Origin of the sequence: Stappia sp. BW2 (assembly GCF_008107695.1) — a bacterium.
Lineage (GTDB): Bacteria > Pseudomonadota > Alphaproteobacteria > Rhizobiales > Stappiaceae > Roseibium.
Map to the genome: position 1 here is coordinate 154,037 of NZ_VIRG01000053.1, position 25,427 is coordinate 179,463.

Consider the following 25,427-nt stretch of genomic DNA (forward strand, 5'->3'; position numbering starts at 1 on the left):
GGAGGATTACTTGAGGGCGTCCCAGCTTTTCTGGATTTCCTCGGCGACGGCTTTTGCGTCCTTGCCACCGGTATAGTCGACCATCCCGGTCCAGAACGTTCCCGCACCGACTGCGCCTGGCATCAGGTCGGAACCGTCAAAGCGGAAGGTGCTGGCATTGACCAGGATTTCGCCCTGCTTGCGCAGCGTGTCGTCCTTGTAGGCTTCGGGGTTGGCCCCCTTGTGCGGCGTGAGGAAGCCGGTCTGCGCCATCATCACTTCATGGGCGAGCGGCAGTTCGAAGAATTTCATCAGTTCGTTCGTCGCATCGGACGGATTGGTGATCGCCATCAGCGTACCACCGCCAAGAACCGGGTTGCCGAGGTCCTTGTCCGCATAGGCCGGGAAGTAGAAGAAGTCGACATCGGTGCCGAATTCCACACCATCCGGGAAGAAGGCCGGCACGAAGGACGCCTGGCGGTGCATGTAGCACTGCGGCGGCGAGGAGAAGAGGCCTTTCGGGCTGTCGCGGAAATCGGTGGAGGCAACTGCGCCCGCACCGCCGGCAACCTTGGCGTCGTCGCGGGCAAACCAGCCGAATTCCTCTATAGCGGCCACGACGCGGTCATCGTCGAAGGGGATCTCGTTGGTGGTCCACTGGTCGTAGACTTCAGCAGGCTGCGTGCGCAGCATCATATCCTCGACCCAGTCGGTCGCCGGCCAACCGGTGGCCGCGCCTGACCCCAGGCCGATACACCAGGGCGTTTCGCCATCGGCGACGATCTGCTCCGTCAGCGCCTTCAGCTCTTCCATGGTTGTCGGCACTTCATAGCCGGCATCCTCGAAGTTTTCCGGAACATACCAGACAAGGCTCTTGACGTTGACGTTGTAGAAGAAGCCGAACAGTTGATCCTTGCCGTCCGCATCCTTGTAGGTACCAAGGTCGACCCAGCTTTCACCGGCACCGTAGTTGTTGGCGATCCACTCGCCCATTCCCTCGGGCAGCGGCTTGAGGAGACCGCGCGCGGCCATGTCGGCAGCAAGGCCCGGCTGCGGGAAAACGGCGATGTTCGGAGCAGCGCCGGCTTCGGCATCGATCACGATCTGCTGCTCGAAGGAGTCCGACCCGGTGTAGATGACTTCAGCGCCGGTGGCTTCGGAGAAATAGGCAAGCACGTTCCGGAAATAGCCGTCTTCAGGCTGCAGCCACGGACCGGCGATCGTCACGGTCTGACCCGTGAGGTCAGGAGCGCTCTTTGCCCACTCGTTGTAGCTGTCCCAGTTAAAGGGGCCTTCCCCCGGAGTGAATTTCAGGTCAGCCGCGAACGCAGCGCCCGCGCAAAGGCCAATAGCCAGCGCGAGGCCAGCCGTGCAGGCTTTCAAACGTAATTTCATATCTGTCCTCCCAGATTGTCCCTATTCCGGAACGCTCCATTCAAGGTGGCACACCTTGCCACCTTGCAGCAATACCCGCCCGCATCACCGGGCCGGCAATTCTACCAGAAACCTCCATCCAAACCGCTTTGGATTTGGCCCTAACCATGTCTTCAGACTTCAGTCTTGTCAAGCGTGCTGCTCGCGAATTAATGTTGCATTTCAATAACAGCCTGTTGGGAGGGCGCTTTCAAAGCGTTTTGGGCCACAATGAGCAATGGCGTGAACCTGAAAGAACTGTCGCAACGGCTGAACCTGTCTCAGACAACGGTCAGCCGCGCGCTTAACGGCTATCCCGAAGTCAGCGAGGAAACCCGCAAGCGCGTGAGCGAAATGGCCGCCAAGCTCGGCTATGCGCCCAACAGCCAGGCACGGCGGCTTGCGACCGGACGTGCAATGGCGATTGGCCACGTCATACCCCGCTCAATTCACGAGATGATGAACCCGATCTTCCTGGAATTCATCGCAGGGGCCGGAGAGACCTATTCGCGTCATGGCTACGACATGATCATTTCCGTGGTCGATGACGACCACGAGGAAGACGCCTACCGGCAGATTGCCTCGCGCAAGAAAGCGGACGGCGTGATCATTCACGGCCCTGCCAACGAAGAGCATCGGCACAAGCTTCTGAAACAGCTCAACCTGCCCTTCGTCGTCCACGGCCGCATTCCCGGCGCGGAGCAGGAAACCTCATGGATCGACATGAACAACAGGCGCGCATTCGAGCGCGCCACCAACCTGCTTTTGGACCTTGGTCACACCCGGATCGCATTGCTGAACGGCCTTGAACACATGGATTTCGCCAACCGGCGCCGTCGCGGGTTCGAGGAAGCGTTGGCCGCCCGAGGACTGACACCGGACCCTGCCCTCATGCGCAGCGCCGATATGACGGAGCCTTTTGGCTGCGACAATGCGATGGAAATGCTGAAGAGCGACAATCCGCCGACCGCCTTCCTGATTTCATCCATGATATCGGCGATCGGCGTTGCACGCGCGGTCGGCCAGTGCGGGCTGACAGCCGGCAAGGACGTTTCCATCATCACGCATGACGATGCCTTGTCCTTCCTGCCAAACAGCGGCGAGGTGCCTATTTTCACCTGCACACGCTCCTCGGTCCGTTACGCCGGGGAGAAGGCCGCCGAACTGCTCCTGAACATGATCTCCAATCCGGCCAGCAAACCGGTGTCCATGCATCTGGACGCGGAACTGATCATCGGCCAGTCCACTGGCCCGGCGCCTGCAGCATCGCGATGATCAGACGTGGTTGAGACCGCAGTTCTGGAGCAGGTCTTCCATCCGGGCCAATCCGTTGAGACGGTGAACCCGCGCCAGTTCCGTGGCCTTGTCTGATTTGCCTTCCCGGATCGCCTCGACGATCACGCGATGGTCGGCAACATTCGCGGCCGGGGCCTTGTTCAGGCGCAGCAACACGAGGTTCGCCCGGTACACCTGATCAAGAAGACCTTCGATCTTCGACTCCAGACGCAAATTGCCGCTCGCCCTGGCAATCAGCCTGTGGAACCTGTCGTCGCAAATCGCCCAGGCCTCGATATCTTCACGTTCCAGTGCCTCGTCAGCGCGGGTCAACACACCCTGGATTTCTTCAAGGGTATCAAAGCTCATCTTGCCGCATGCATTGCCTGCTGCAAGCGCTTCAAGCGCTGAAAGGATCTGGTAAATCTCGCAGATATCCTGCCGCGAAATCGGCAGGACCTTGGCACCGCGGCGCGGCACAAGATCCACGAGACCATCTGCTTCCAGTCGGATCAGCGCTTCGCGCACCGGTGTCCGGCTCATGCCCAGCCGGGTTGCAATGTCCGGTTCCGGCGCCTGAAAGCCCGGCGGCAATTGTCCACTCAAAATCTCTGTTTTCAGCCGCTCATATGCGTTGTCGACGCGGGTGAATCTGGCTTTCGTTGACATTGCGGGGTGCACCCGTTCTCCTGACGTGTCTTAAAATATTTGCGTTATCCCGCACCTCTCGATTGAGGTCAGCGCGGCTTGCCCAGGGCGCCGAAGGCAATTCCCTCCGACGCGGCCGCCCTTTTCTGAAAGCAAATCAATGCCGTATTGCTAATTAATTCGATAGAATTTTAATCACCCACCTGCCGTCAGAGCACCCGAGATGAGTGCTCCCATCGCCAGAGCGCGCATTTCCTCGATTTCTTGCAGATTTGCGGCTTTCTTCCGGCGGAAAAAATACTGTCAAAAATTACGGTGACAGTCGAACAGGCCGCCATTTCCTTAACGTAATTTCAGCTCTATCCAACCCGATAGCGTCCGAAAAACCCGGTGAAATTGCAGCAATCGTTTACCGTTTCTCCGGGTCGGATGACCTTGGATGCGGACCCTCAAGAGACTCGCGGCCATTTCAATTCTTCGACCGCCTTCCTTCCGGGTCGAAAGGTCGAAGGTTCAACATTTCATAACGCACCAAAGAAACCGAGCCGATTCCGGCAACCGCAGATCACGTAACAGGTCGCGTCAGCAAGGGAGAAATCCCTGTAAACAAAACATCTACCGCCTGCAAAGGTGAAAAAAATTCTTTCAAGACGAAATCGAAAAGAAGCCACCATTCCCTCAGGACGGAGAGAAATTTCCCAGGACTACTCTTGAGATAATCCACCGGCATAAAAATTCATAAGTAATTTCCAAATATTACGCTAAGTGACAAACAAAATCGCAAACGCGACCGCCGATCTCAACTTACCTTTGATTAACTATAAAATTTTAGCTTGGGCACTGACAATAATCGTGGTGCCACTGTGACGACTGCCCCTGCCAAAATGATGCACGGATTGAAAGCCCGTCTTGCCAGTCTTCTGGCGAGCGCGTCAGTTGTCAGCCTGTTTTTCACCGGCGCCCCCGTATCCGCACAGTCGCTAGAAGAAGCCATGAGTGCCGCCTATGCCATCAATCCGGGCCTGAAGGCGGAACGCTCGCGCTACGAAGCGATCAACCAGGATATCTGGACCGCAAGGTCCGAGTTCCTGCCCACCGTGACCGGCACCTATGTGGGTGAACAGAATGCCCTGCTAAGTGATCGGAATAACAACAGCGACAGATCGTTTTTCCACGAACTGGGCATTTCCATGTCCCAGACCGTGTTTCAGGGATTTGCCGGCGTCAACCGGCTGAACCAGGCGCATGAAGAAGCGAATTCGGGTCGCAACCAGCTGATTGGCACCGAGCAGACACTGCTTTTCAACACGGCCGATGCCTATCTGCGCGTCGTTCGCGACAAGGCCATCCTGTCTCATCTGCGGGCCTACACCAACGTGGTGCAACGGGAGGTGACTGCCGCCCGCGCACGGTTCAAATCGGGCGACGCCACCCGCACCGATATCGAGCAGGCCCTGGCCCGCCTGGGCGAGGCACAGGGAAACTCCGACCAGGCCACCGGCGATCTGGAAGCTTCTGAGGCGGCCTATGAGCGCCTGACCGGCCAGAAGCCGGGCAAACTCGGCTGGCCCGGCATTCCGCGAACGATCGAACCCGACGGACTGGACGATGCGATCTCCGTCGCGCTGCAGAACAACCCCTCCATCCGCGCTGCAACTGCCGATGCCCGGGCAGCACACTATGCCGCGCGCGCCGCAGTCGGCGACATGCTGCCGCGCGTCTCGCTGGAAAGCGAATGGCAGACCGGATACCGGGGCAACCTTGGCAATCAGGACGAAGAGGATTTCCGCTTCGGCGTGCGCGTCACGGCCCCCTTCTTCACTGGTGGCCGCAACATCGCCGCCGTCAAGCGCGCGAACCATACCGCCGCGCAGCAGGAATACGAACTGGACGACACCCAGCAGATCATCCGCGAGAACGTTGTCCGCGCCATGAAGCAGCGAGCGGCCTTGAGGCTCAAGGTCAAATCGGTCAAGCGCGCAATTGATGCAAACAAGCGTGCGGTCAAGGGCCTGCAGGTGGAATTCGACAGTGGCCAGCGGTCCCTGCTCGACGTTCTCAACGGCGAACGCGAACTGCTGCTCAGCAAGGTTGACTATGTGAGGGCGCGCTACGACAGCCGCATCGCGGATTTTTTCCTGCTGGCCAACATCGGTCGCCTGGCACCTCAGCATTTCGGGATCATCGAGGAACGACCAGCGCCGATCCCCCGTATCATCCCCGAATTCAATACCTGGGACCTGCGCCTCGGGCTGTCGGAGAACGATCTCTTTCAGTCAGGCACCGTGGAAGTCGCGACCGGCGACACCATCGTGATCGAAACCCAGCCGTTGCCTCCGGTCAAATAACAAGCCGTACACAAAAAAACCCCGAAGCAAGCTCCGGGGTTTTATTGTTTTCAGACGTCAGCGGCTCAGTGAGTTGCCGGGGTCACCATGGCACTGATGGTGTCCTGAACGTTCAGAACGCCAATCGGCTTGCCGTCATCATTGACCACCGTCGCTTCACCCTGACCGCTTTCGGCGAAGGACTTGGCCGCCTCTTCCAGCATGATGCCGCTGGAAATGGTCAGCCCGCCGTCCAGTGTCCGCGACGTGTCCATGACCGTATCGACCAGGATCACCCGGCCACGGTTCACTTCCCTGACGAAGTCGGAAATATAGGCATCTGCGGGCCGGAGAACGATCTCCTGGCCTGTTCCCTGCTGGATCACTGCCCCGTCGCGCAGCACCGCGATCCTGTCGCCGAGACGCAGGGCCTCGTCCAGGTCGTGGGTGATGAAGACGATGGTCTTCTGCAGCTCTTCCTGAAGATCGAGAAGCACGGTCTGCATGTCCATGCGGATCAGCGGATCGAGTGCCGAGAACGCCTCGTCCATCAGCAGGATGTCGGCATCGTTGGTCAGCGCGCGGGCAAGGCCCACACGCTGCTGCATGCCACCGGAAAGCTGGTTCGGATAATGATCCTCGAAGCCTTCCAGTCCCACCCGCGCGATCCAGCGGGCTGCACGCTCCTCGGCTTCCTTGGCCGGCACACCCTGGATCTCCAGGCCGTAGACGGCATTCTTCATGACGGTGCGATGCGGCAGGAGAGCGAACTTCTGGAACACCATCGCGGTCTTGTGCCGGCGGAATTCCCGAAGTTCCCTCTGCGACATTTTGCAGACGTCTTCACTGCCGTAGAGCACTTCACCCGCCGTTGGATCGATCAGCCGGTTGATGTGCCGGATCAGCGTGGACTTACCGGACCCCGACAGCCCCATAACCACCTGGATCTTGCCACCCGGCATGGAGATGTTGATGTCGTTCAGACCAAGCACATGGTTGAACTTCTCGTTCAGCTCGGTCTTGGACATACCGTCCTTGACCTTCTGCACCATCTCCTCTCCGCTCGGGCCGAAGATCTTGTAGAGGTTCTTGACCTCGATACCTGTTGCATCAGCCATGGAGCACCTCCGAATGCTTCTGAAGGCGTTTTCCATATGCCTGGGTCGCCCGGTCGAAAATGATTGCGATGGCCACAATCGCCAGACCGTTCTGAACTCCCATGAAGAAATACTGGTTTGCAATAGCGTTCAGCACAGGTTGCCCAAGCCCTTTCACGCCGATCAGAGCCGCGACAACAACCATGGCCAGCGCCATCATGATGGTCTGGTTGATCCCCGCCATGATGGTTGGCAGAGCCAGGGGCAACTGAACATTGACCAGTTTTTGCCATGGGCTGGAGCCAAACGCATCGGCGGCCTCCAGGACATCCTGATCGACAAGCCGGATTCCAAGGTTGGTCAACCGTATAGTCGGTGGGATCGCATAGACAACGATCGCGATCAGACCGGCAACTTTACCAATGCCGAATATCATCACGACCGGAATGAGATAGACGAAGCTCGGCATTGTCTGCATCAGGTCCAGAATGGGATTGATCCAGCGTTGGACCCGTTCCGAGCGCGACATCAAGATGCCGAGCGGGATGCCCAAAAGAATAGCCAGCATGGTACAGACCGTAACCATGGCAATCGTTCTCATGGTGTCTTCCCACATGCCGAAGACGCCGATGAGAATGAGCGAAAAGAGCGACCCGGCGACGATCTTGTAGCTGCGGCTCATCAGGAAAACGATTCCCAGAAGAACAGCCAGAACAATTGGCCAGGGTGACGATATCAGCAGGTCTTCCAGCCAGATGAGAAAATCTTTCAGGGGATCGAACGCGTGTTCGATCGCTTCGCCATAAGCGCCCAGGAAAGTATCAACGGTGCCGTCGACCGTCACGCGAATGTCTCGCAACGAGCCCCTGCTCAACGAGGGAAATTCAATCCAATCCATCTAACCAATCCTGATGGTATTCTTTTTGCCCCAAATGAGAAGGGCCGCACCTGCTGGAGCGGCCCTTCAACCTATTCACCGGCTCAGAGTGCCGATTTGACCTTTTCAGCCGTTTCCGGGCTAACCCACTTGGTCCATACATCTTCGAAGTTTTCGAGGAAGTAGTAGGCGCCGTCTTCATTGGTCGCCTGGTTGTCGGTCATCCAGGCAAGAACCTTGCCCGCCGTCCGGTTGTCCCAGGTGCGGCCCTTGATGTAATCCATGGCCGGCCCAGCCTTCTTCGCGAAGTCGTCGGTAACAACAGTGAAGACTTCAGACTTCACCCAGGAGTTCGGCTTCGGATCCGGGCAGTCCTCGATCACGGTGCACTTGTCCCACTCTTCCTTGTCGTGCGGGACTTCGAAGTCGAGCAGGGTCATGTCGTACTTGCCGAGGATTGCGGTCGGCGCCCAGTAATAACCGAGCCAGCCTTGCTTGCGTTCATTGGCCTTGGCGAGTGATCCATCGAGACCGGCAGCGGAACCCGGATCGACCAGTTCGAAACCACCTTTGTCGAAGCCATATGCGCGGAACAGGTTTCCAGTGGTAATGCGGCAGTTCCAGCCGGTCGGGCAGGTGAAGAAGGCACCCTTGCTGTCGTCTTCTGCGCCAGGGAACAGTTCGGGATGCGCAAGGGCGTCCTTCACTGTGTAGATGTCATGCTCTTCGGCGATATAGGTCGGAACCCAGAAGCCTTCGACGCCGCCTTCGTTCAGGATCTCGCCACCGATGATCAGAGATCCTTCCGCAACGGCCTTGTCAAGCGGTTCACGTACGGCGTTGATCCAGAGTTCCGGCGCCATATCCGGCTTTCCTTTGGAACTCATGGACGTGAAGGTCGGCATGGTGTCACCGGTGACCAGTTCGACGTCGCAGCCATAGCCATTTTCAAGAATGATCTTGTCGATCTGCGCGATAGCGCCGGCCGACGCCCAGTTCATTTCCGCAACGGTGACCGTGCCGCACTCTTCTGCCATGGCAGACGAGGCCATGCCGATAAGGGCGGTCGCGGCGACCGAGACAAACAACTTCTTCATGAGGGTGCTCCTGTGCAGTCTGTTTGCTTGAGTTTGAATTGGACGCGGCGCGCGAAAGCTTCCGTGAAAGCAATCACCGTCCTGCGTACCCAATGGAAAAGAATAACGAGCTGAGAACAGAAGTTAGCCGAGAAGGCTTTTAGATTAACTATTATTAGTTCTGCCTTCATTTGACGCATATACGATGTTCTTGCTCGAAACAGCCGTAACCATCCTCTCGGATTGAAAAGAAGGTCATACCCGGTATTTGCACCGAGCTCAGGCTCAACGGCCAATACAATTGCATTAAGACGCCACTAGCACAACAGCATAGTCTCAATTCCTATGTCATTCATACGGCATATTTCGCAGCAAAGCCTGTAAGCGACATATTAGTGCTCGTATTCGTCAAATAACCTAATTTTCTTACTATCGAAGCGATTCTTTTTTCCCTTAAAAAGTGTTTAAACTCAGTAATGTCAACTATTGAGTGCTATATATAGGCACGTCACGTCACGACCTGTTGGCGCAGCACCTCGTGCACGAGGTCAGCAAGCACCGGCGCGGCACAGGCGTGTTTCCGCAAGAAGACCATTTTGCGGCCTGTGCCGCCCGGAAGGTCTTTCAAGGTCATCGCGGGGCCGTGCATCCGCAAACCCTGCCAGACGGGTAAAATCGCTTGCCCTGCTCCTTGTGAGACCATCTGAGCAATCGTTTCAGGGGCATCGAGTTCGCACAGGATGTGCTCTTCACCAACCAGCCCGCCAAAGTTGGACCAAAGTTTCCGGCCGCCCCACGACTGTCTGTCGTAGACGATCCAGGGCAGGTCCTCGGCGGGTGCAGAGGTGTCGCGGCCTGGCGGCAAGGCGTGAACGGCTGTTTGAACCTCCAACGTTCGGCTGATGATGTCCTTGGGCAAATCAAAGGGAGCGGCAACCGCAATGACCGCGTCCAGTCCCCCGCTGCGCAGCCCCTCGTAAAGGTCTGCCGACGTCCCGGGCCGGACCGTCAGCACCGCCTGTGGCGCCTTCACCCGGAATTGTTGAATGACAACAGGCACCGTGTCTGAAAGTGCCGTGGACACCGCCCCCAGCCGAAAGGGGCCGCTTAGGCCGGTGGCATCTATGTCACTGGTCAGCTTTTGCGCGTCCCGCACCAGACGGCGCGCCGCCGGCAAAAGCCGGAAGCACGTTTCGGTCGGCAAGGCCGCATGCGCTGTTCGGTTGAGCAGCGCCGCTCCGAATTCGGCTTCCAGGACACGGATGCGCTGGCTTACGGCAGCTGCCGTAAGTCCTTGCTGTCGGGCCGCTGCCGCAATGGAGCCGGTTTCGGCGACGGCCAGCAGGCTTTCAAGAAAACGGATATCCAAAACAATTTCCTTCGCTCAGAAGCGGAAAAACATCTTAAATGTTTTGGATAGGATCTGCTACTCAACACAGGTTTTCAAAGGAGCCGATTGATGCAACCCTGTTTCCACCTTGCCTACCACGTTACCGATCTGGACGAAGCCCGAGCTTTCTACGGCGGCCTGCTTGGCTGCAAGGAGGGTCGCAGCACGGACACCTGGGTCGATTTCAATTTCTTCGGTCACCAGGTTTCGCTCCATCTCGGCAAACCTTTCGAGACGTCCAACACAGGCAAGGTTGGGGATCACATGGTGCCGATGCCGCATCTGGGGGTGGTGCTGGACATGGAGACCTGGAAGGCGCTTGCGCAAAAACTGACAAACGCTAACCTCGCCTTCGTCATCGCCCCGACCGTCCGGTTCGAGGGCCAGCCCGGCGAGCAGAGCACCATGTTTTTCAAAGACCCTTCCGGCAACCCCATCGAGATAAAAGGCTTTGCAGATGAAGCCGGGGTTTTTGCCGCATGAGGCCGGTTGTTCCTTTCGTGTCTTCCGCCAGTCCCGATGAGCGCCAGGCCTGGCGCGAGGCCCTGCCGCAGGCACTTGACGGCATCGCCGACGTCAAGCCGTTCGAGGACCTGACGGACGACGAACGCACCGCTGCGCGGGTTGCCATTGTCGCCAATCCCGATCCCGCCAATGTGGCAGCTCTTCCCAATCTGATCTGGGTGCAAAGCCTGTGGGCCGGCGTGGAGCGCCTGATGGGCGAACTTCCTGCGGACGGTCCGAAGATCGTCCGCCTGACCGATCCGCAAATGGCGGAAACCATGTCGGAAGCAGTTCTCGCCTGGACGCTTTACCTGCACAGGGGCATGCCTCGTTATGTCGCCCAGCAGCGGCAGAAGATCTGGCAGGATCATGAACTCAAGCGTCCCCAGGAGCGCACAGTCGGCATCCTGGGTCTTGGCAAGCTCGGCGCAGCGGCCGCCTTGCGGATGAAAGCCAACAGTTTCAACGTGCTCGGCTGGAGCCGAACCGAAAAGTCGATTGACGGTATTGCATGCCGGCATGGCCGAGACGGGCTTCTGGAAGTTCTCGGCAAATCGGATTTTATCGTACTGCTGATGCCGCTGACAGATGAGACCCGTGGCTTGCTCGGTCGGGGCGAACTAAGCGCCTGCAAAAAGGGCTCTTCCATCATCAACTTCGCCCGTGGCCCGATTATCGACAAGGCCGCTCTCCTCGACGCACTGGATCAGGGCCCGCTCGGCCACGCCGTTCTCGACGTCTTCGATGTAGAGCCCTTGCCGCCCTCTAGTCGGCTTTGGGACCATGCGAAAGTCACCGTACTGCCGCATATTTCCGCGCCGACCATCATCAGCACCGCCTCCGGGATCGTTGCCGGCAATATCGGTCGGTATTTTGAAGACGGCACAATTCCCCCGGCAGTCGACCGGGACCGTGGATACTGACATTTGATCCGGCCGCCGTCGCAATAGTGTCAAGGATCGGGCTCTATTCAGGCGGCAACCGTTTCGTCTTCTTCAAAAGGTGTTTGATGACCGACCTCCCCATTCTCGGTGCCGCGCTGACAGTCGACACACTGGAAACACACCGCAAGCTAATGCTGGAAAAACCGCGGGATCTGGAGTTACAGGACTTCTGGCCAGCGGAAGTCCTCAACGGCGACTGGAAGCCGATTGTCGAAAAGGCCAGGAAGCTGCTGGATGGCCATCAGGGCCGTGTGGGCATTCATGGCCCTTTCTTCGGCTTCACCGTGGACAGCATGGATGTGGATGTGCGCGAGATCGTGCGCAAACGCCTGTTGCAGGGGCTGGAAGTCTGTGAGGCCCTGGGCGGCACCCACATGGTGGTGCACAGCCCCTATACGACCTGGGACTACAACAACCTCGACAATTATGAAAATGCCCGGCAGCGCAAGATAGAGCTCTGCCACCTGACCATGGCGGACGCCGTCAAGCGCGCCGAAGACATCGGTTGCGAACTCGTTATCGAGAATATCGAGGACAAGGACCCCTATGCCCGGATAGTCCTGGCCGAGAGCTTCGGCTCGGATGCGGTGAAAATCTCGATCGACACTGGCCACGCGCATTATGCCCACGGCACGACCGGCGCCCCGCCGGTCGATCATTACGTCAAGGCCGCCGGCAACCGTCTGCGCCACATTCACCTGCAGGACGCGGATGGCTACGCCGACCGCCACTGGACGCTTGGGCAGGGCACCATCAACTGGCACTCAGTGTTCGATGCGCTGTCCAAACTCGACAGCGACCCGCGCCTGATCATCGAACTGCGCGACCACTCCGGCCTGCCGGCATCGATCGCCAACATGGCGGCACTGGGACTGGCACAGTAACAGAAGAATCGCCAAAAGTCCTGTATAGAGAACATGTTGGCAATGCGGGGCCTGATCGGATGAACGTTCCCAAAACAGTCTATTGTCTGATCTGCTTCACAGTCGGCGGGACATTTCTCGCGCTTGCGGTGAACGACGTGCTCATTGGAGAAGTCGCCTCCAGCGCGTTCATTCTGATCATTGCGGTTTTGACTTTCCCGCTTGGTTTTCTCGGTATCGTGGCAGGACTGATGGCCATTATTTTTGGCCTGATAACACCCGTTGAGTTTATCGTCCCAATGACCCTGCTCTGCACCGCTCTCGGCTATTACCAGTGGTTTCACCTGCTGCCGCGGCTTTTTCGCAGAAGAGACAGAAAAGAAGTGCTGGAAGAGATCTTCAAATAGACGCGCGCTTAAACGCTGGGGCTATGTGAAAACTTCAACGCCGACGCCGTCATTCCGGAGAAATACGATGCAGGCCGCTTCTCCGGAATGACGCCCAGCCAAATAAGCTGAGCGTCCGTCACTTTCAGAAACTCACCCCATCGCCCAGGGGCCATGGTATCCACCACCAGCCTTGTCGGTGCGCTCGAAACCGTGGGCTCCGAAGAAATCGCGTTGACCCTGGAGCATATTGGCGGTGGACCGGCCGGTGCGCATGATGTCGAAATAGGACAGCGCTGCCGAAAGCGCCGGCACCGGCAAGCCGTGCAACGCGGACTGGGCAACAACCTGGCGCAGCATTGCTTCGGTTTGCTTCAGCTTTTCCGAGAAGAACGGCGCCAGCATCAGGTTGCGTTCGGCATTGTCGGAAAGTGCAGACGCCATGTCGTTCAGCATGGAAGAGCGGATGATGCAGCCGTTGCGCCAGATCCTGGCGATTTCCGGCAGAGGCATTGCCCAGCCATATTGTTTGGCCGCTTCCAGGATTAGGCCGAAACCCTGCGCGTAACAGATGATCTTGCCGGCAACGAGCGCAGCTTCCAGAGCATCGATCGTCACCGCCTCCCGGTCCATGCCGCTCGGTGCCGCACCAAATTCGGCTTCGCCTTCCTTGCGTTCAGCATACCGCGCGGACATGTTGCGCGCGGCAACAGCCGCCTCGATGGCGCTTGCCGGGGTGCCCAGCATCAGGGCCTCGATAGCCGTCCAGCGGCCGGTGCCCTTCTGGCCCGCCTTGTCCAGGATGATGTCGAGCATCGGTTTGCCGGTCTCCGGATCCGCCGTCTTGGCAACCTTTCCGGAAATCTCGATCAGGTAGGACTGCAGGATGCCGCCGTTCCACTTCTCGAAGACATCCCCGATCTCCGACGACGACATGCCGAACCCGTCGCGCATGACACCGTACACCTCGGCAATCATCTGCATGTCGGCATATTCGATGCCGTTGTGGACGGTCTTTACCAGATGGCCTGCACCCGCTTCGCCGAGATAAGCCGCGCAGGGCGTGTCCTCGTGCTTGGCGGAGATTGCTTCCAGAATGTGTCCGACCTGGTCCCAGGCGTCTTTCGCGCCGCCGCCCATGATGGACGGACCAAAGCGCGCGCCTTCCTCACCGCCGGATACGCCGATGCCCATGAAGCGCGGGCCCTTCTTGGCAGCATCGGCCGCCCGGCGGTTGGTGTCGTGGTAATTGGCATTGCCCGCATCGATGATGAGATCACCGGCATCGAGCAGCGGCCGCAGGGCTTCGATCTGCGCATCGACCGCGTCGCCGGCCGGCACCATCAGGATGACGGCACGCGGGGTCTTGATGGCAGCTACGAACTCTTCCAGCGTCTTGGTCGGCACCAGTTTCGGCGCGAGTTCCCCGGCCTTTGCAATGAACTGGTCGGTCTTTTCCGTAGTCCGGTTGAACACCGCGATCTGAAAGCCATGTTCGGCGATATTGAGCGCCAGGTTGCCGCCCATGGTACCGAGACCGATCAGGCCGATTTCCGCGGCCGCGCCGTTTGAGCTCATGAACATGCCTTTCATAAATCGATTAATGTCTGGTGGGGCGGTGATAGCCGACAAGCTGCTGAACGGCAATGTCTGGAAGGGGCAAGATCGCGTAAAATTCTCACGCATCCGGAAGCGGCAACCTTACCGTCCATGTGAGCTCTTGTTAGATGTTTTACCCACGGACCAGATGCACTCTGTCGTGACGCCAGCGGTGCCTTGATGGGGCAAAGAGCACAACTTAGCCAGCTAATTTACCAGCAAAAAGACTGGCTCACCGAATAAAACTGTCATGTAGAGCTGATAGGCGGTCTTCATCCGCAACCCTTTTGCTGTTGTGCGCAAAGGATCTGTCACATGAAAAAGCTTCTGATTGCAGCCGGTCTTCTGGCCGCGGCATCCGCCTCCGCTTACGCCGAAGATGTTACCGGCAAGCTCGTGCTCTACACCTCGCAGCCGAACGCCGACGCGCAGGCGACCGTCGATGCCTTCACCGCGGCGCATCCCGGTGTGGACGTGGAGTGGGTGCGCGATGGCACCACCAAGATCATGGCGAAGCTGCTGGCCGAATTCGAAGCCGGTGCACCGAAGCCGGACGTTCTGCTGATCGCCGACATGGTGACCATGGAAAGCCTGAAGCAGGAAGGCCGCCTGATGGCCCATGAGGCGGCCGATGTTTCCGCCTACGATCCGGCGATCATGGACAAGGACAAGACCTACTTCTCCACCAAGCTGATCACCACCGGCATCATGTACAACACCAATGCACCGATGAAGCCGACGTCCTACAAGGACCTGTTGAAGCCGGAAGCCAAGGACAAGTTGGCCATGCCGTCGCCGCTGACCTCCGGAGCCGCGACCATCCACATGACCGCGCTGACCTCCAACCCGGATCTCGGCTGGGCCTATTATGAAGGCCTCGCAGACCAGGGCGCCAACCCGCAGGGTGGCAATGGCGGTGTCTACAAGGCGATTGCCGGTGGCGAGAAACTCTACGGCTTCGTCGTCGACTTCCTGCCGATCCGCGAAAAGCTGAAAGGCGCTCCGGTCGAGTTCGTCTTCCCGGAAGAAGGCGTTTCCGCCGTCACCGAGCCGGTTGCAATCCTCTCTACCGCCCAGAACCCGGATGCGGCCAAGGCATTCGTCGACTTCCTGATTTCCGAAGACGGTCAGAAGCTCGCCGCGTCCCAGGGCTATCTGCCGGCTCACCCGGGCGTCCCCGCCCCGGAAGGCTTCCCGGCCCGCGACCAGATCAAGCTCATGAAGTTCGATCCGGCCGAAGCCCTGAAACAGGACCAGGCCAACAAGATGAAGTTCTCCGAGATCTTCGGCGGGTAAGGCTGTCTACGCAAAACAAGTTCGGCTGCGCGGTACTCGTTTCCCGCGCGGCCTTCCATTCTTTTCACGTCATTCCGGACAAATGCAGCCCTGCTGCCTGCTGATCCAGAATCCAGAAATCAGCATGAGCAAAACGAATACTTTTCCGTTTGGAATTTGGCCGCGCCTCCAGCGCGAAGTATGTCTGGATTCCGGATCAGCGTTCGACTGCGTCTCGCTTGTCCGGAATGACTGCGGGAAGCAACGGTAAATCCCTGTGCAGCTATCGAAGCTTTCCGAAAAGACCACCCTTCTCGCACTCGTTCTCGGCGCAACGCTGATCTGCGGCCTGCCGCTGCTGCTCTTGTTCAAGACCGGACTGACAGGCGAGCACGGACTGAACGTCGGCCCGCTTCTGGAGGCGTTGCAAAGCCGGTCAGTCTTGCGTGCCTTGTGGCACTCAATCGAGAGCAGCTTCTGGTCTGCAGTTGCCGCAACCGCGTTCGGCACCCTGCTTGCACTCCTGATCGGCCTCACCGACATTCGCGCCAAGGGGCTACTGGTCTTTCTGATCCTGCTGCCGATGATGATCCCGCCGCATGTCACGGCGATTGCCTGGATCCAGGCACTTGGCCCGGGCAGCCCGGTGCTGCGCTGGCTCGGGCTGGCGCCGGAACTCGGCTCCACGCATCCGCTTTATTCTCGCGAAGGCCTCGTCCTGCTGCTGACCCTGCAGCACAGCCCGCTGGTGTTCCTGCTGGTCCGCGCAGCGCTCCGGTCTTTCCCGCGCGAACTGTCGGACGCAGCTCGTGTTTCCGGCGCCGGGAGCCTGTTGATGCTGCGCCGGGTCACCCTGCCGCTTCTGGCCCCCTCGCTGCTGGCCGGGTTCGCTCTGGCCTTTGTGGCCGCGCTTGGCAACTTCGGCATCAACGCACTGATCGGCATTCCGGCGCGTTACACCACCTTGCCCGTTCTGGTCTGGCGCAGGCTGGCAAGCTTCGGGCCGGATGTGCTGCCCAATGTGGCGGTGATTTCGGTCATTCTCTCCGCCGTTGCCCTCGCAGCCATTCTGTTGCAAGGCGTCCTGCAGCGGCGCATGCGCACCAGCCTCATCGGCCTGCCGCAGGACCCGCTGGCGATTTCGCTTGGCGGCAAGCGTCCCCTTGTCGAAGCCGCCCTCTGGCTGTTCGTCGCCTTCGTGCTGCTGCTGCCGACGGCCTCGCTGCTGGCAACGTCCCTGGTGCGCACCTACGGCCTACCGCTTTCGGCCGAGACCTTCACCTTCGAAAACTTCACCGAAGTGCTCTGGCGCCAGTCGGTTACCCTGCGCGCCTTCGCCAACTCCACGATCATCGCCGCATCGGCCGCACTTGTCATCGCCTGCGTCAGCCTGTTCCTGGCCTATTTCCTTGCCCACCGGAAGCGAGCCCATAGAAACTGGGCAAACCTTGCACTCACACAATCGGAAATCGCCTTTGCGGTTCCCGGCCTGGTGATGTCGATTGCCTTCATCCTGGCGTTTATCCGACCTTTGCCGGTCCTGAATATCTCGCTGTACGGCACGCTCTGGATCATTCTGCTTGCCTATATCTCCGTCTTCCTGGCCGTCGGCCTCAAACCGGTCACGGCCGCCTTCCTGCAGATGGACGGTTCGCTGGAGGATGCTGCGCGGGTGGCCGGGGCCGGTTTCTTCCGGCGCATGGCGCGGATATTCACCCCGCTCGCAGCTCCGGCTGCCGCCTCCGGAGCCATTCTCGTGTTCCTGACCGCGTACAACGAAGTCACGGTCTCCGCCCTGCTCTGGTCCACAGGCAACGAAACCATCGGCACGACAATCTTCAACTATGAGGACGGCGGCTACACCACCCTGGCCGCCGCGATGTCGGTAATCGTCGTGGCGGCAACGATTTTCATCATGCTGGCAATGAACGCCCTTGCGAAGCGGGTACCCGCCGGAACAATCCCCTGGAAAGATTGAGCGCGTTTCAACGCTCTTGTCATCCCGGTTTGGCATCGCCAAGACCGGGCCGGGAGGACGACAACGAACAAGACTCACTCCGGCAGCACCCAGCCTCGCAGGATCGCAAGCCGAAGAACCTCACCCGGCTCCGCCTTGCGGGGGAGCATCATGAGAAGAGGCTGTGAAAGGCCATCGAGACGGACAAAGACCTCCCAATACCCGCCCCGGTAGATCGTTCGTTCAACCGTTGCCTTGAAGCCGGACGCCCCCGTCGCCAGCACCAGATGCTCCGGCCGAAGCAGCAGCGTTGCGGAACCAGGTAACAGGTGATCCGGGCAATCGATGACTACGGAAATCCTGCCGAAGCGCACCTGCGCCTCACCGCCTTCCACCCGTGTGACGTCCACGGGTATCAGCGTGCTGCGGCCGATGAAACCGGCGACCTTTTTCGAATTCGGCCGGCGGTAAAGCGTGTCGGGGTCCGCCACCTGCAGGATGCTGCCGTCCCACATCACGGCCACCTTGTCGGCAAGGGCCATCGCCTCGCGTTGATCGTGGGTGATGAACAGGGTTGTCGCGCCGCTCGCCCTGTGAAAGGCCGCCAGTTCCTCTTCCATCGCGCTGCGCAGATGCGGGTCGAGATTGGCGAGTGGTTCGTCCATCAAAACGGTACGCGCATCTTGTGCAAGGCACCGTGCCAGCGCCACCCGCTGGCGTTGTCCGCCGGAAAGTTCCGCCGGTTTGCGCTGGCCGTAAGGTGTCAGGGCAACCGTTTCCAGACACTCCGCCACACGGGCGGCCACAGCGCCCCGCTTTCCGCCTGCCGTCTCCAGCGGAAAGGCGACATTGCCGGCAACATTCATATGCGGCCACAGCGCATAGGACTGAAACACCACCCCTACCTGGCGCTGCTCGGGTGGCAGATGCAGGCCCTTGCCGGCAACAGCCTGCCCACCGAGCGTGATCTCACCCGCATCGACAGGCTCCAGTCCGGCAATGGCACGCAGCAAGGTCGACTTGCCGCAGCCGGAGGGGCCAAGCACGACGAAGAACGTGCCGTCCTCAATGGAAAGCGACACATTGTTCAGCGCCTTATGCGCACCGAAGGACTTGGAAACGGAAGCAAGCTGGATGGACATGCCTCCCGTTAGCGCTCTCCCATGACAGATTGATTACAAGCGCTGCGAACGCGCGTCATCGTCCGCGCAAACGCAACAGCAGGTCGACTTCCTCTTCCAGCGCACGGCCATAGGCGCGTGCAGCCGGAGCGTTGGAATGCATCAGGGTTTCATGCCGGAACAGGCAATAGGCCGCCAGGCACCAGTGATAGGCGCTGCGTTCCTTCAGGAAATGCTCGACCGTCTCCTGAACCGGGTAGCGCATCAGAAACATTTCTTCTGCATGGGCAACCAGCGGATGAAGGCCATAGAGCGTTGCAAGACCGGGCGAGACGAAACAGGCGATATCCTCCACCGGATCGCCAAGACCGGCAAATTGCCAGTCGATCAGCCGCGCACCGTCTCCTGTCGCCAGGATCGTGCCGAGACAAAAACTGCGATGAACGAGCGACCGCTTGATCTCGCGTTTTTCGACCGCCGCGTCGGCAGGGCGCAGGCGTTTCAGGTTGGCTGCCTTGCGGCTATCGGGAATGAGCGCCAGCATGGCATCGCCCCGCGCCAGCACTTCATGATACCCGGCCGGAAAGGTCTGGTGTCCCGCAATCGGTTCGCCTAATGCGGCAAACCGCCCAATCAGTTCAGCCGCCTCGCCGACATCGATCTCATTGTCGACCGGGGTCGGATAGCCATAGATCAAGAGCGGTGTATTCGCCGGGCTGCTGGTGAAAGCTTCCAGTTCCGGCGAAAGGCGATGGCGGAACAACACGGCAAGGGCATCAGCCTCCTGACGCGGCAAGGTCGGATAAAGCGGGTTGTCCTCGTTTTCGGGAAAAAACTCCTTGATGACGTAGCTTCGCCCCGGCGTGTCGAGGCGCCAGAACCGAGAGGTATAGGCAACCGGCAACGGCCGCAGCCGCGCCGCCGCCCAGTCCTTCACCGGCAGCAGCGTTTTCAAATAGGCCAGAAGGTCTGTATCCGACAGCGACAGGTGCACGAAGGGGTCCCTTCAAAAAATCTCCTTGTTCTGATCGCCGTGAAGGCCCTTTGCGTCAAGCCCCGTTTGATCCGCAAGGGCTGATGAGCCAGACACCGGACGCCGATGTCGGAGTTGTAGCACTGGCCGTCGTTCTGAGACCGCCCGCCGAAAGCGCCGTCTCAAGTAACGTCGGATGGAATGGCACCGGACCGCACTCCGGCTTTCAGGAACAGGGGCGGACGACATGACGCATGACATCGAAACGGCCCCGCTTGCCGAGACGACCCCGGCACGGCGTGGGCGGCGGCGCAGGGGCGGCGACAAGGCCGGACCGGATCTCTTCCCGCAAAAGCCGTTCAAGCAGCCCCGGCATATCTTCAAGCCACTGGAAGCCGTCTCCGCTGACGAACTGGAGGCGATCCACGACGCATCCATGCGCGTTCTGGAAGAGATCGGGATCGACTTCCTGCACGAGGAAGCCAGACAGATCCTGAAAGACGCCGGGGCCGACATCACGCCGGGTGCGGACCGTGTGCGCATGGACCGTGCGATGGTGGAAGAGCTTGTTTCAAAGGCGCCGGCCGAATTCACGATCCGCGCCCGCAACCGGGCGCATGATCTGCACGTGGGCGGCGATGCCCTTGCCTTTTCCTGCGTTGCCAGCGCGCCCAACGCCGTCGACCGCGACCATGGCCGCCGCCCTGGCAACCAGGAGGACTACCGCAACTTCCTGAAGCTGTCGCAGTTCTTCAACATCATTCACTGCATCATGGGTTATCCGGTCGAACCGGTCGATATCCACGCCTCGGTGCGCCATCTCGACTGCGTTGCCGACATGCTGCGGCTGACCGACAAGGTCTATCACATCTATTCTCTGGGCAAGGAGCGCAACCTAGACGGACTGGAGCTGACCCGGATCGGCTATGGCCTCACGCGGGAGGAATTCGTCGAGACCCCATGCGTGGCAACGGTCATCAACACCTCCTCGCCGCTGCGGCTCGACACGCCGATGCTGCAGGGCCTGATCGAAATGGCCAGGGCCGGCCAGGTCTCCATCGTCACGCCCTTCACCCTCGCCGGAGCCATGGCGCCCGTAACAGTGGCCGGTGCACTGACCTTGCAGAACGCAGAAGCTCTTGCCGGGATCGCCTTCGCCCAGCTTGTCCGGGCAGGCGCACCAGTGGTCTATGGCGGCTTTACCTCCAACGTCGACATGAAATCCGGCGCGCCCGCCTTCGGCACACCGGAATACATGAAAGCGGCAATCGTCGGCGGCCAGCTTGCCCGGCGTTACCATCTTCCCTACCGCTCGTCAGGTGTTTGCGCCGCCAACACCGTCGACTATCAGGCGGCGCTGGAAACCACCCTGTCGGAATGGGGCGCGATCAATGGCGGTGCCCATATCATCAAACATGCCGCCGGCTGGCTGGAAGGCGGATTGAGCGCCGGGTTCGAGAAATTCATCACCGACATCGACCTGCTGCAGAAGATCGCCGAATACCTGACGCCGCTTGACGTCTCCGAAGCCGCCCTCGCGGTCGATGCGATCCGCGAGGTCGGGCCTGCGGGACACTTCTTCGGCACCCAGCACACCCAGGACCGCTACAAGGACGCTTTCTACGCCCCCATCGTTTCCGACTGGCGCAATTACGAGACCTGGGCAGAAGCCGGCAGTCCGACCGCCTACGACAAGGCGAACAGGCTCTACAAGAAGGCTCTGGAAGCCTACGAGCCACCGCCGCTCGATCCCGCCATCGACGAGGAAATCACTGCCTTTGTCGAAAGGCGAAAGGCCGAGGGCGGCGCCCCCACCGACTTCTGATCATTTCATGTCCAACGATTGAACACGGCCTGCCGTGCAAGAGCAGGCGCTTCCGGAGCAGATTGCATGAATACCCACACTCAGGTTGTTGTCGTTGGCGGTGGCGTTGTCGGCTGCAGCGTTCTGTATCACCTGACCAAGCTCGGCTGGAAAGACGTGACGCTAATCGAACGTGACGAACTGACTTCCGGGTCGTCCTGGCACGCGGCCGGCGGTTTTCACACCCTCAACGGCGACCCAAACGTTGCCCAGCTGCAGAGCTACACCGTCGATCTCTACAAGGAGCTGGAGGAAATCTCGGGCCAGTCCTGCAGCCTGCATCTGACCGGCGGCGTCATGCTGGCCGACACGCCCGAGCGCATGGACTTCCTGCGTCTTGCCCAGGCCAAAGGACGCTATCTCGGCATGGATCTGGAGCTGATTTCCGTAGCCGAAGCCAAGAAGATGTTCCCACTTCTGGACGAGAAACACTTCATCGGCGCGCTCTGGGACCCGATCGAAGGCCATCTCGACCCCTCCGGCACCACCCATGCCTATGCCAAGGCCGCCCGCATCAATGGCGCGACCGTCCTGCGCCACACCAAAGTGGAAGACCTGGTGCAAACGCCGGATGGCACCTGGGATGTCATCACCAACAAGGGCACCATCCATGCCGAACATGTGGTCAACGCCGGTGGCCTGTGGGCGCGCGAATGCGGCCGCATGGTCGGTTTGGAGTTACCGGTGCTCGCCATGGAACACATGTACCTCCTGACCGATGAAATGGAGGAAGTGACGTCCCACAACGAAGCCACCGGCAAGGAACTGATCGGCGTGCTGGATTTCGGCGGCGAGATCTACACCCGCCAGGAAGGCAAGGGCGTGCTGCTCGGCACCTATGAGCAGAACTGCCGCCCGTGGAGCCCGCGCCAGACCCCCTGGGACTTCGGCCATGAACTGCTGGCGCCGGATCTCGACCGGATCGCGCCTGAACTGGAAGTCGGCTTCGAGCATTTCCCAGCCCTGCAGAAAGCCGGCATCAAGCAGATCATCAACGGCCCCTTCACCTTCGCCCCGGACGGTAACCCGCTGGTCGGCCCTGTGCGCGGCCTGCGGAACTACTGGGTCGCCTGTGGTGTCATGGCCGGGTTCAGCCAGGGCGGCGGTGTCGGCCTGACGCTGGCCAACTGGATGATCAACGGCGACCCCGGCTACGACATCTGGGGCATGGATGTTGCCCGCTATGGCACCTGGGCAACGCTCTCCTATACCAATGCCAAGGTGCAGGAGAACTACCGCCGCCGGTTCCGGATCCGGTTCCCGAACGAGGAGCTGCCCGCAGGACGCCCGCACCAGACCACACCGCTTTACGACAGGATGCTGGCGCAAGGCGCCGTCATGGGCGACAGCTGGGGCCTGGAAACCCCGCTGTGGTTCGCTCCGGATGGCGTGGAAGCCAGCGACGTCGTTTCCTATCACCGCTCCAACGATTTTGAGCACATCGGTGCCGAGTGCCGCGCCGTGCGCGAGAGTGTCGGCGTGACCGAAACCGCCAACTTCGCCAAATATGAGATTACCGGGTCAGGCGCGGAAAGCTTCCTGTCGCTTTTGATGACCAACACCATGCCGAAGATCGGCCGCATCGTTCTGACGCCGATGCTGAACGAGAACGGCAAGCTGATCGGTGACTTCACCATCGCCCGGGCCAGCGAGCAGACGTTCTACATGTGGGGCTCGTCCCAGGCAGAGATCTATCACATGCGCTGGTTCGAGAAACACCTACCCGAGGATGGCTCGGTGACGATCCGTGCGATCAATCTCGGCTGGGTTGGTCTGTCCATCGCCGGCCCGAATTCACGCAAGGTTCTTGAGAAGGTTACCGGCGAGGATGTCTCGGGCGAAGCCTTCCGCTTCATGGACTTCCGCGAAATGGACGTCGCCAATGCGCCCTGCAAGGTCAACCGCATCACCTACACGGGCGACCTCGGCTACGAGATCTGGATGGCACCGGAGTATCAACGCCAGGTCTATGATGCCCTGATGACGGCAGGGGCCGAATTCAACATCGTCAACTTCGGCATGCGCGCTCTGCTCTGTCTCAGGCTGGAAAAGAACTTCGGCACCTGGTTCCGCGAATTCCGCCCGATCTACGGTCCATTCGAAGCCGATCTCGGCCGTTTCGTGAAACTGTCCAAGGACGCTTTCATCGGCAAGGACGCAGCCCAGAAGGAATTCGACGAAGGACCGAAGCGCCTGCGCGTCAGCTTCGTGGTCGACGCTTCGGACGCCGACGTCATGGGCGATGAGCCTGTCTGGCACGACGGCAAGGTGATCGGCTGGGTGACTTCCGGCGGCTATGCCCATTACCTGCGCAAATCCCTTGCCCAAGGGTATATTCCGGCGGACCTGGCAACAAACACACAGGAAAGTGCTTTCGAGATCGAAATCCTCGGCGAGCGCCGCAAGGCCATCATCATCAGCGAACCGCTGTTCGACCCGAAAGCCGAACGCATGCGCATGTGAGCGCTTGGTCTGGCCGGGCAACCCTGCCCTGCCTCACTCCGCCCCGGGGTAACTCCTGCCGGAACACAGGCTGAAGTCTGTCATTGATTTGCGTGCTGGGGGCTATCCAAACACGTCCTGAGCCTCGTCCTCACGATCTCATCGCGTGGAGGCGCATTGCGCCATATCGAAGGATAGGCGGCGACCTCCGAAGCAAGCGGCCCATCCGTCGAGACGCGCGCAAGCGCGCTCCTCAGGATGAGGCTGAGGCGGTGGTCTTGGATTGGGACTATCGAGTGTCGGAAGATGGATTTCCGGCAGGATCGCTCGGATAAACCGGTCCATCGCTCGCTCAGAACCTGCGTATCACAAGCCTAACGGTTCAACAGGCTAAAACCGGGAACACGCTCACCCGACAAGGATGCGCGCCGTCCTTTCCTCATCCCAATCTGAATTCCGCTCCCCGCGACCTCATCCTGAGGAGGTGCGAAGCGCCGTCTCGAAGACAATCTCAACAGATAAGGATAGGTGGCGACCTCCAGAGCAAGCGGCCTGTCCTTCGAGACGCGCGCAAGCGCGCTCCTCAGGATGAGGCGGAGGTCTTGGATAGGGAGTATCGAGTGTCCGAAGATGGGTTGCGGGCAGGAACGCTCGGATCAACCGGTCCATCGCTCGCTCAGAACCTGCGTGTCACAAGCCTAACGGTTCAACAGGCTAAAACCGGGAACACCCTCACCCGACAAGGATGCGCGCCGTCCTTTCCTCATCCCAATCTGAATTCCGCCCCCCACGACCTCATCCTGAGGAGGTGCGAAGCGCCGTCTCGAAGGATGGGCGGCAAGCGCCAGTGCAATTGGTCCATCCTTGGAGTCGGGCTTCCAGCCCTCTTCAGGATGAGGCTTTCAGGGGATGGTGCAGACCTGTCGTGTGGCAGCGGCAAACCGACGGGACGAGCCTAACAGACCACACTCACAGACCGGCTCTCGACGTTTACTTCAGCCGAATGATTTTCGCACCGAGCGCCCGCGCGTAGTCGCTCTGGTTGGCGAACATCATCACGTTGGTTTCGGTCACTTCGGTCTGCTTCAGTTCCAGCGGCGTCTTGCCGCCCGGATTGACGATCACCTTGCGGGTCGGCGGCAGGCCGCGGAAGACCAGCACACCGGCTTCCTTGGTGACGATGGCGCCGTAGGGTTCGTCATGGACAATGCGCGTCGTGCCGCTTTCGGCCTGTGCCGCGGCCCCAAGGGCGATGCTCATGCCGGCCGCGGCCAGCAGGGTTTTGCAGAAAGAATGCATGACACGTCTCGCTGTTAACGCTTCATTTACCATGAATCGTAACCGCTCGTTAACTTTTGCGCCAGAGCTTCTGCGGGTTTGTCCCGTAAAACGGCATTTATGGTTAACGCACGCGACG

At 59.8% G+C, this 25,427-nt stretch carries 20 protein-coding genes; 10 read left to right on the top strand and 10 right to left on the bottom strand.

Features of this window, described 5'->3' with window-relative positions; all coding sequences use genetic code 11:
• Positions 1 to 6: 6 nt before the first annotated feature.
• Positions 7 to 1,374: an ABC transporter substrate-binding protein gene (locus tag FMN63_RS05025; protein WP_148582859.1), complete on the bottom strand. Its 1,368-nt coding sequence runs from the start codon at positions 1,372 to 1,374 to the stop codon at positions 7 to 9.
• 261 nt (positions 1,375 to 1,635) lie between these two features.
• Here FMN63_RS05025 and FMN63_RS05030 point away from each other — a divergent pair, with 261 nt between their 5' ends.
• Positions 1,636 to 2,667 (top strand): LacI family DNA-binding transcriptional regulator, encoded by a 1,032-nt coding sequence (locus tag FMN63_RS05030; RefSeq protein WP_286192544.1) that lies wholly within the window; start codon positions 1,636 to 1,638, stop codon positions 2,665 to 2,667.
• On the opposite strand, the gene FMN63_RS05035 is transcribed toward FMN63_RS05030, so the two are convergent.
• The gene (locus FMN63_RS05035) at positions 2,668 to 3,336 is read right to left on the bottom strand and encodes a GntR family transcriptional regulator (protein WP_148582861.1); all 669 of its coding nucleotides are present in this window, start codon (positions 3,334 to 3,336) and stop codon (positions 2,668 to 2,670) included.
• A gap of 842 nt (positions 3,337 to 4,178) precedes the next feature.
• Here FMN63_RS05035 and FMN63_RS05040 point away from each other — a divergent pair.
• A complete protein-coding gene (locus tag FMN63_RS05040) occupies positions 4,179 to 5,663 on the top strand; it encodes a TolC family outer membrane protein (RefSeq protein WP_209000945.1) in 1,485 nt (494 codons plus the stop codon).
• A 65-nt stretch (positions 5,664 to 5,728) separates the two neighbouring features.
• Here FMN63_RS05040 and FMN63_RS05045 read toward each other — a convergent pair whose 3' ends face one another.
• The 4 genes from FMN63_RS05045 to FMN63_RS05060 form a co-directional block, all read right to left on the bottom strand.
• Positions 5,729 to 6,760 carry a quaternary amine ABC transporter ATP-binding protein gene (locus FMN63_RS05045; protein ID WP_148582862.1) on the bottom strand — a complete coding sequence of 344 codons (1,032 nt, stop codon included), beginning with the start codon at positions 6,758 to 6,760 and terminating at the stop codon, positions 5,729 to 5,731.
• Positions 6,753 to 7,637: an ABC transporter permease gene (locus FMN63_RS05050; protein WP_148582863.1), complete on the bottom strand. Its 885-nt coding sequence runs from the start codon at positions 7,635 to 7,637 to the stop codon at positions 6,753 to 6,755. The genes FMN63_RS05045 and FMN63_RS05050 overlap by 8 nt, the downstream gene beginning before the upstream one ends.
• An 83-nt stretch (positions 7,638 to 7,720) precedes the next feature.
• Positions 7,721 to 8,713, bottom strand: a complete 993-nt coding sequence (locus tag FMN63_RS05055) for an ABC transporter substrate-binding protein (protein WP_148582864.1) — start codon at positions 8,711 to 8,713, stop codon at positions 7,721 to 7,723.
• A 487-nt stretch (positions 8,714 to 9,200) separates the two neighbouring features.
• Positions 9,201 to 10,061, bottom strand: a complete 861-nt coding sequence (locus FMN63_RS05060; RefSeq protein ID WP_148582865.1) for a LysR family transcriptional regulator — start codon at positions 10,059 to 10,061, stop codon at positions 9,201 to 9,203.
• A 90-nt stretch (positions 10,062 to 10,151) separates the two neighbouring features.
• Here FMN63_RS05060 and FMN63_RS05065 point away from each other — a divergent pair, with 90 nt between their 5' ends.
• The 4 genes from FMN63_RS05065 (at position 10,152) to FMN63_RS05080 (ending at position 12,800) form a co-directional block, all read left to right on the top strand.
• Positions 10,152 to 10,565, top strand: coding sequence for a VOC family protein (locus FMN63_RS05065; protein WP_148582866.1), 414 nt, complete (start codon positions 10,152 to 10,154; stop codon positions 10,563 to 10,565).
• On the top strand, positions 10,562 to 11,509 hold the full coding sequence (locus FMN63_RS05070; RefSeq protein WP_148582867.1) for a 2-hydroxyacid dehydrogenase: 948 nt from the start codon (positions 10,562 to 10,564) through the stop codon (positions 11,507 to 11,509). Before FMN63_RS05065 ends, FMN63_RS05070 begins: the two co-directional genes overlap by 4 nt.
• Before the next feature lie 86 nt (positions 11,510 to 11,595).
• Complete coding sequence (locus tag FMN63_RS05075; protein WP_148582868.1) at positions 11,596 to 12,414, top strand: sugar phosphate isomerase/epimerase family protein; 819 nt, start codon at positions 11,596 to 11,598, stop codon at positions 12,412 to 12,414.
• A gap of 137 nt (positions 12,415 to 12,551) precedes the next feature.
• Positions 12,552 to 12,800: a YccS family putative transporter gene (locus FMN63_RS05080; RefSeq protein ID WP_148582869.1), complete on the top strand. Its 249-nt coding sequence runs from the start codon at positions 12,552 to 12,554 to the stop codon at positions 12,798 to 12,800.
• A gap of 132 nt (positions 12,801 to 12,932) precedes the next feature.
• Here FMN63_RS05080 and gnd read toward each other — a convergent pair whose 3' ends face one another.
• Positions 12,933 to 14,357 carry an NADP-dependent phosphogluconate dehydrogenase gene (gnd, locus tag FMN63_RS05085; protein WP_209000946.1) on the bottom strand — a complete coding sequence of 475 codons (1,425 nt, stop codon included), beginning with the start codon at positions 14,355 to 14,357 and terminating at the stop codon, positions 12,933 to 12,935.
• A 336-nt stretch (positions 14,358 to 14,693) separates the two neighbouring features.
• Between gnd and FMN63_RS05090 the strand changes: the two genes are divergently transcribed.
• Together FMN63_RS05090 and FMN63_RS05095 are read left to right on the top strand one after the other, a co-directional pair.
• Positions 14,694 to 15,674, top strand: a complete 981-nt coding sequence (locus tag FMN63_RS05090) for an ABC transporter substrate-binding protein (protein WP_148582871.1) — start codon at positions 14,694 to 14,696, stop codon at positions 15,672 to 15,674.
• Positions 15,675 to 15,930: 256 nt separating this feature from the next.
• The gene (locus tag FMN63_RS05095; RefSeq protein ID WP_148582872.1) at positions 15,931 to 17,631 is read left to right on the top strand and encodes an ABC transporter permease; all 1,701 of its coding nucleotides are present in this window, start codon (positions 15,931 to 15,933) and stop codon (positions 17,629 to 17,631) included.
• A 74-nt stretch (positions 17,632 to 17,705) separates the two neighbouring features.
• Here the strand turns inward: FMN63_RS05095 and FMN63_RS05100 are convergent, their stop codons facing one another.
• Together FMN63_RS05100 and FMN63_RS05105 are read right to left on the bottom strand one after the other, a co-directional pair.
• On the bottom strand, positions 17,706 to 18,752 hold the full coding sequence (locus FMN63_RS05100) for an ABC transporter ATP-binding protein (RefSeq protein WP_148582873.1): 1,047 nt from the start codon (positions 18,750 to 18,752) through the stop codon (positions 17,706 to 17,708).
• 55 nt (positions 18,753 to 18,807) lie between these two features.
• Positions 18,808 to 19,725, bottom strand: a complete 918-nt coding sequence (locus FMN63_RS05105; protein ID WP_148582874.1) for a phosphotransferase — start codon at positions 19,723 to 19,725, stop codon at positions 18,808 to 18,810.
• Positions 19,726 to 19,951: 226 nt separating this feature from the next.
• On the opposite strand from FMN63_RS05105, the gene FMN63_RS05110 reads away from it, so the two are divergent.
• Both FMN63_RS05110 and FMN63_RS05115 read left to right on the top strand, forming a co-directional pair.
• A complete protein-coding gene (locus tag FMN63_RS05110) occupies positions 19,952 to 21,529 on the top strand; it encodes a trimethylamine methyltransferase family protein (RefSeq protein WP_148582875.1) in 1,578 nt (525 codons plus the stop codon).
• A 66-nt stretch (positions 21,530 to 21,595) separates the two neighbouring features.
• Complete coding sequence (locus FMN63_RS05115; RefSeq protein WP_148582876.1) at positions 21,596 to 24,031, top strand: GcvT family protein; 2,436 nt, start codon at positions 21,596 to 21,598, stop codon at positions 24,029 to 24,031.
• A 969-nt stretch (positions 24,032 to 25,000) separates the two neighbouring features.
• Here the strand turns inward: FMN63_RS05115 and FMN63_RS05120 are convergent.
• Positions 25,001 to 25,309 carry a hypothetical protein gene (locus FMN63_RS05120; protein ID WP_148582877.1) on the bottom strand — a complete coding sequence of 103 codons (309 nt, stop codon included), beginning with the start codon at positions 25,307 to 25,309 and terminating at the stop codon, positions 25,001 to 25,003.
• Between the last annotated feature and the right edge of the window lie 118 nt (positions 25,310 to 25,427).

Bases quoted from the DNA above. Each gene is read 5' to 3' on its own strand.
- gnd (WP_209000946.1), bottom strand. From the start codon at position 14,357: ATGAGCTCAAACGGCGCGGCCGCGGAAATCGGCCTGATCGGTCTCGGT.
- FMN63_RS05075 (WP_148582868.1), top strand. From the start codon at position 11,596: ATGACCGACCTCCCCATTCTCGGTGCCGCGCTGACAGTCGACACACTG.
- FMN63_RS05045 (WP_148582862.1), bottom strand. From the start codon at position 6,760: ATGGCTGATGCAACAGGTATCGAGGTCAAGAACCTCTACAAGATCTTC.
- FMN63_RS05090 (WP_148582871.1), top strand. From the start codon at position 14,694: ATGAAAAAGCTTCTGATTGCAGCCGGTCTTCTGGCCGCGGCATCCGCC.
- FMN63_RS05035 (WP_148582861.1), bottom strand. From the start codon at position 3,336: ATGTCAACGAAAGCCAGATTCACCCGCGTCGACAACGCATATGAGCGG.
- FMN63_RS05100 (WP_148582873.1), bottom strand. From the start codon at position 18,752: ATGTCCATCCAGCTTGCTTCCGTTTCCAAGTCCTTCGGTGCGCATAAG.
- FMN63_RS05050 (WP_148582863.1), bottom strand. From the start codon at position 7,637: ATGGATTGGATTGAATTTCCCTCGTTGAGCAGGGGCTCGTTGCGAGAC.
- FMN63_RS05110 (WP_148582875.1), top strand. From the start codon at position 19,952: ATGACGCATGACATCGAAACGGCCCCGCTTGCCGAGACGACCCCGGCA.
- FMN63_RS05070 (WP_148582867.1), top strand. From the start codon at position 10,562: ATGAGGCCGGTTGTTCCTTTCGTGTCTTCCGCCAGTCCCGATGAGCGC.
- FMN63_RS05120 (WP_148582877.1), bottom strand. From the start codon at position 25,309: ATGCATTCTTTCTGCAAAACCCTGCTGGCCGCGGCCGGCATGAGCATC.
- FMN63_RS05055 (WP_148582864.1), bottom strand. From the start codon at position 8,713: ATGAAGAAGTTGTTTGTCTCGGTCGCCGCGACCGCCCTTATCGGCATG.
- FMN63_RS05065 (WP_148582866.1), top strand. From the start codon at position 10,152: ATGCAACCCTGTTTCCACCTTGCCTACCACGTTACCGATCTGGACGAA.
- FMN63_RS05115 (WP_148582876.1), top strand. From the start codon at position 21,596: ATGAATACCCACACTCAGGTTGTTGTCGTTGGCGGTGGCGTTGTCGGC.
- FMN63_RS05025 (WP_148582859.1), bottom strand. From the start codon at position 1,374: ATGAAATTACGTTTGAAAGCCTGCACGGCTGGCCTCGCGCTGGCTATT.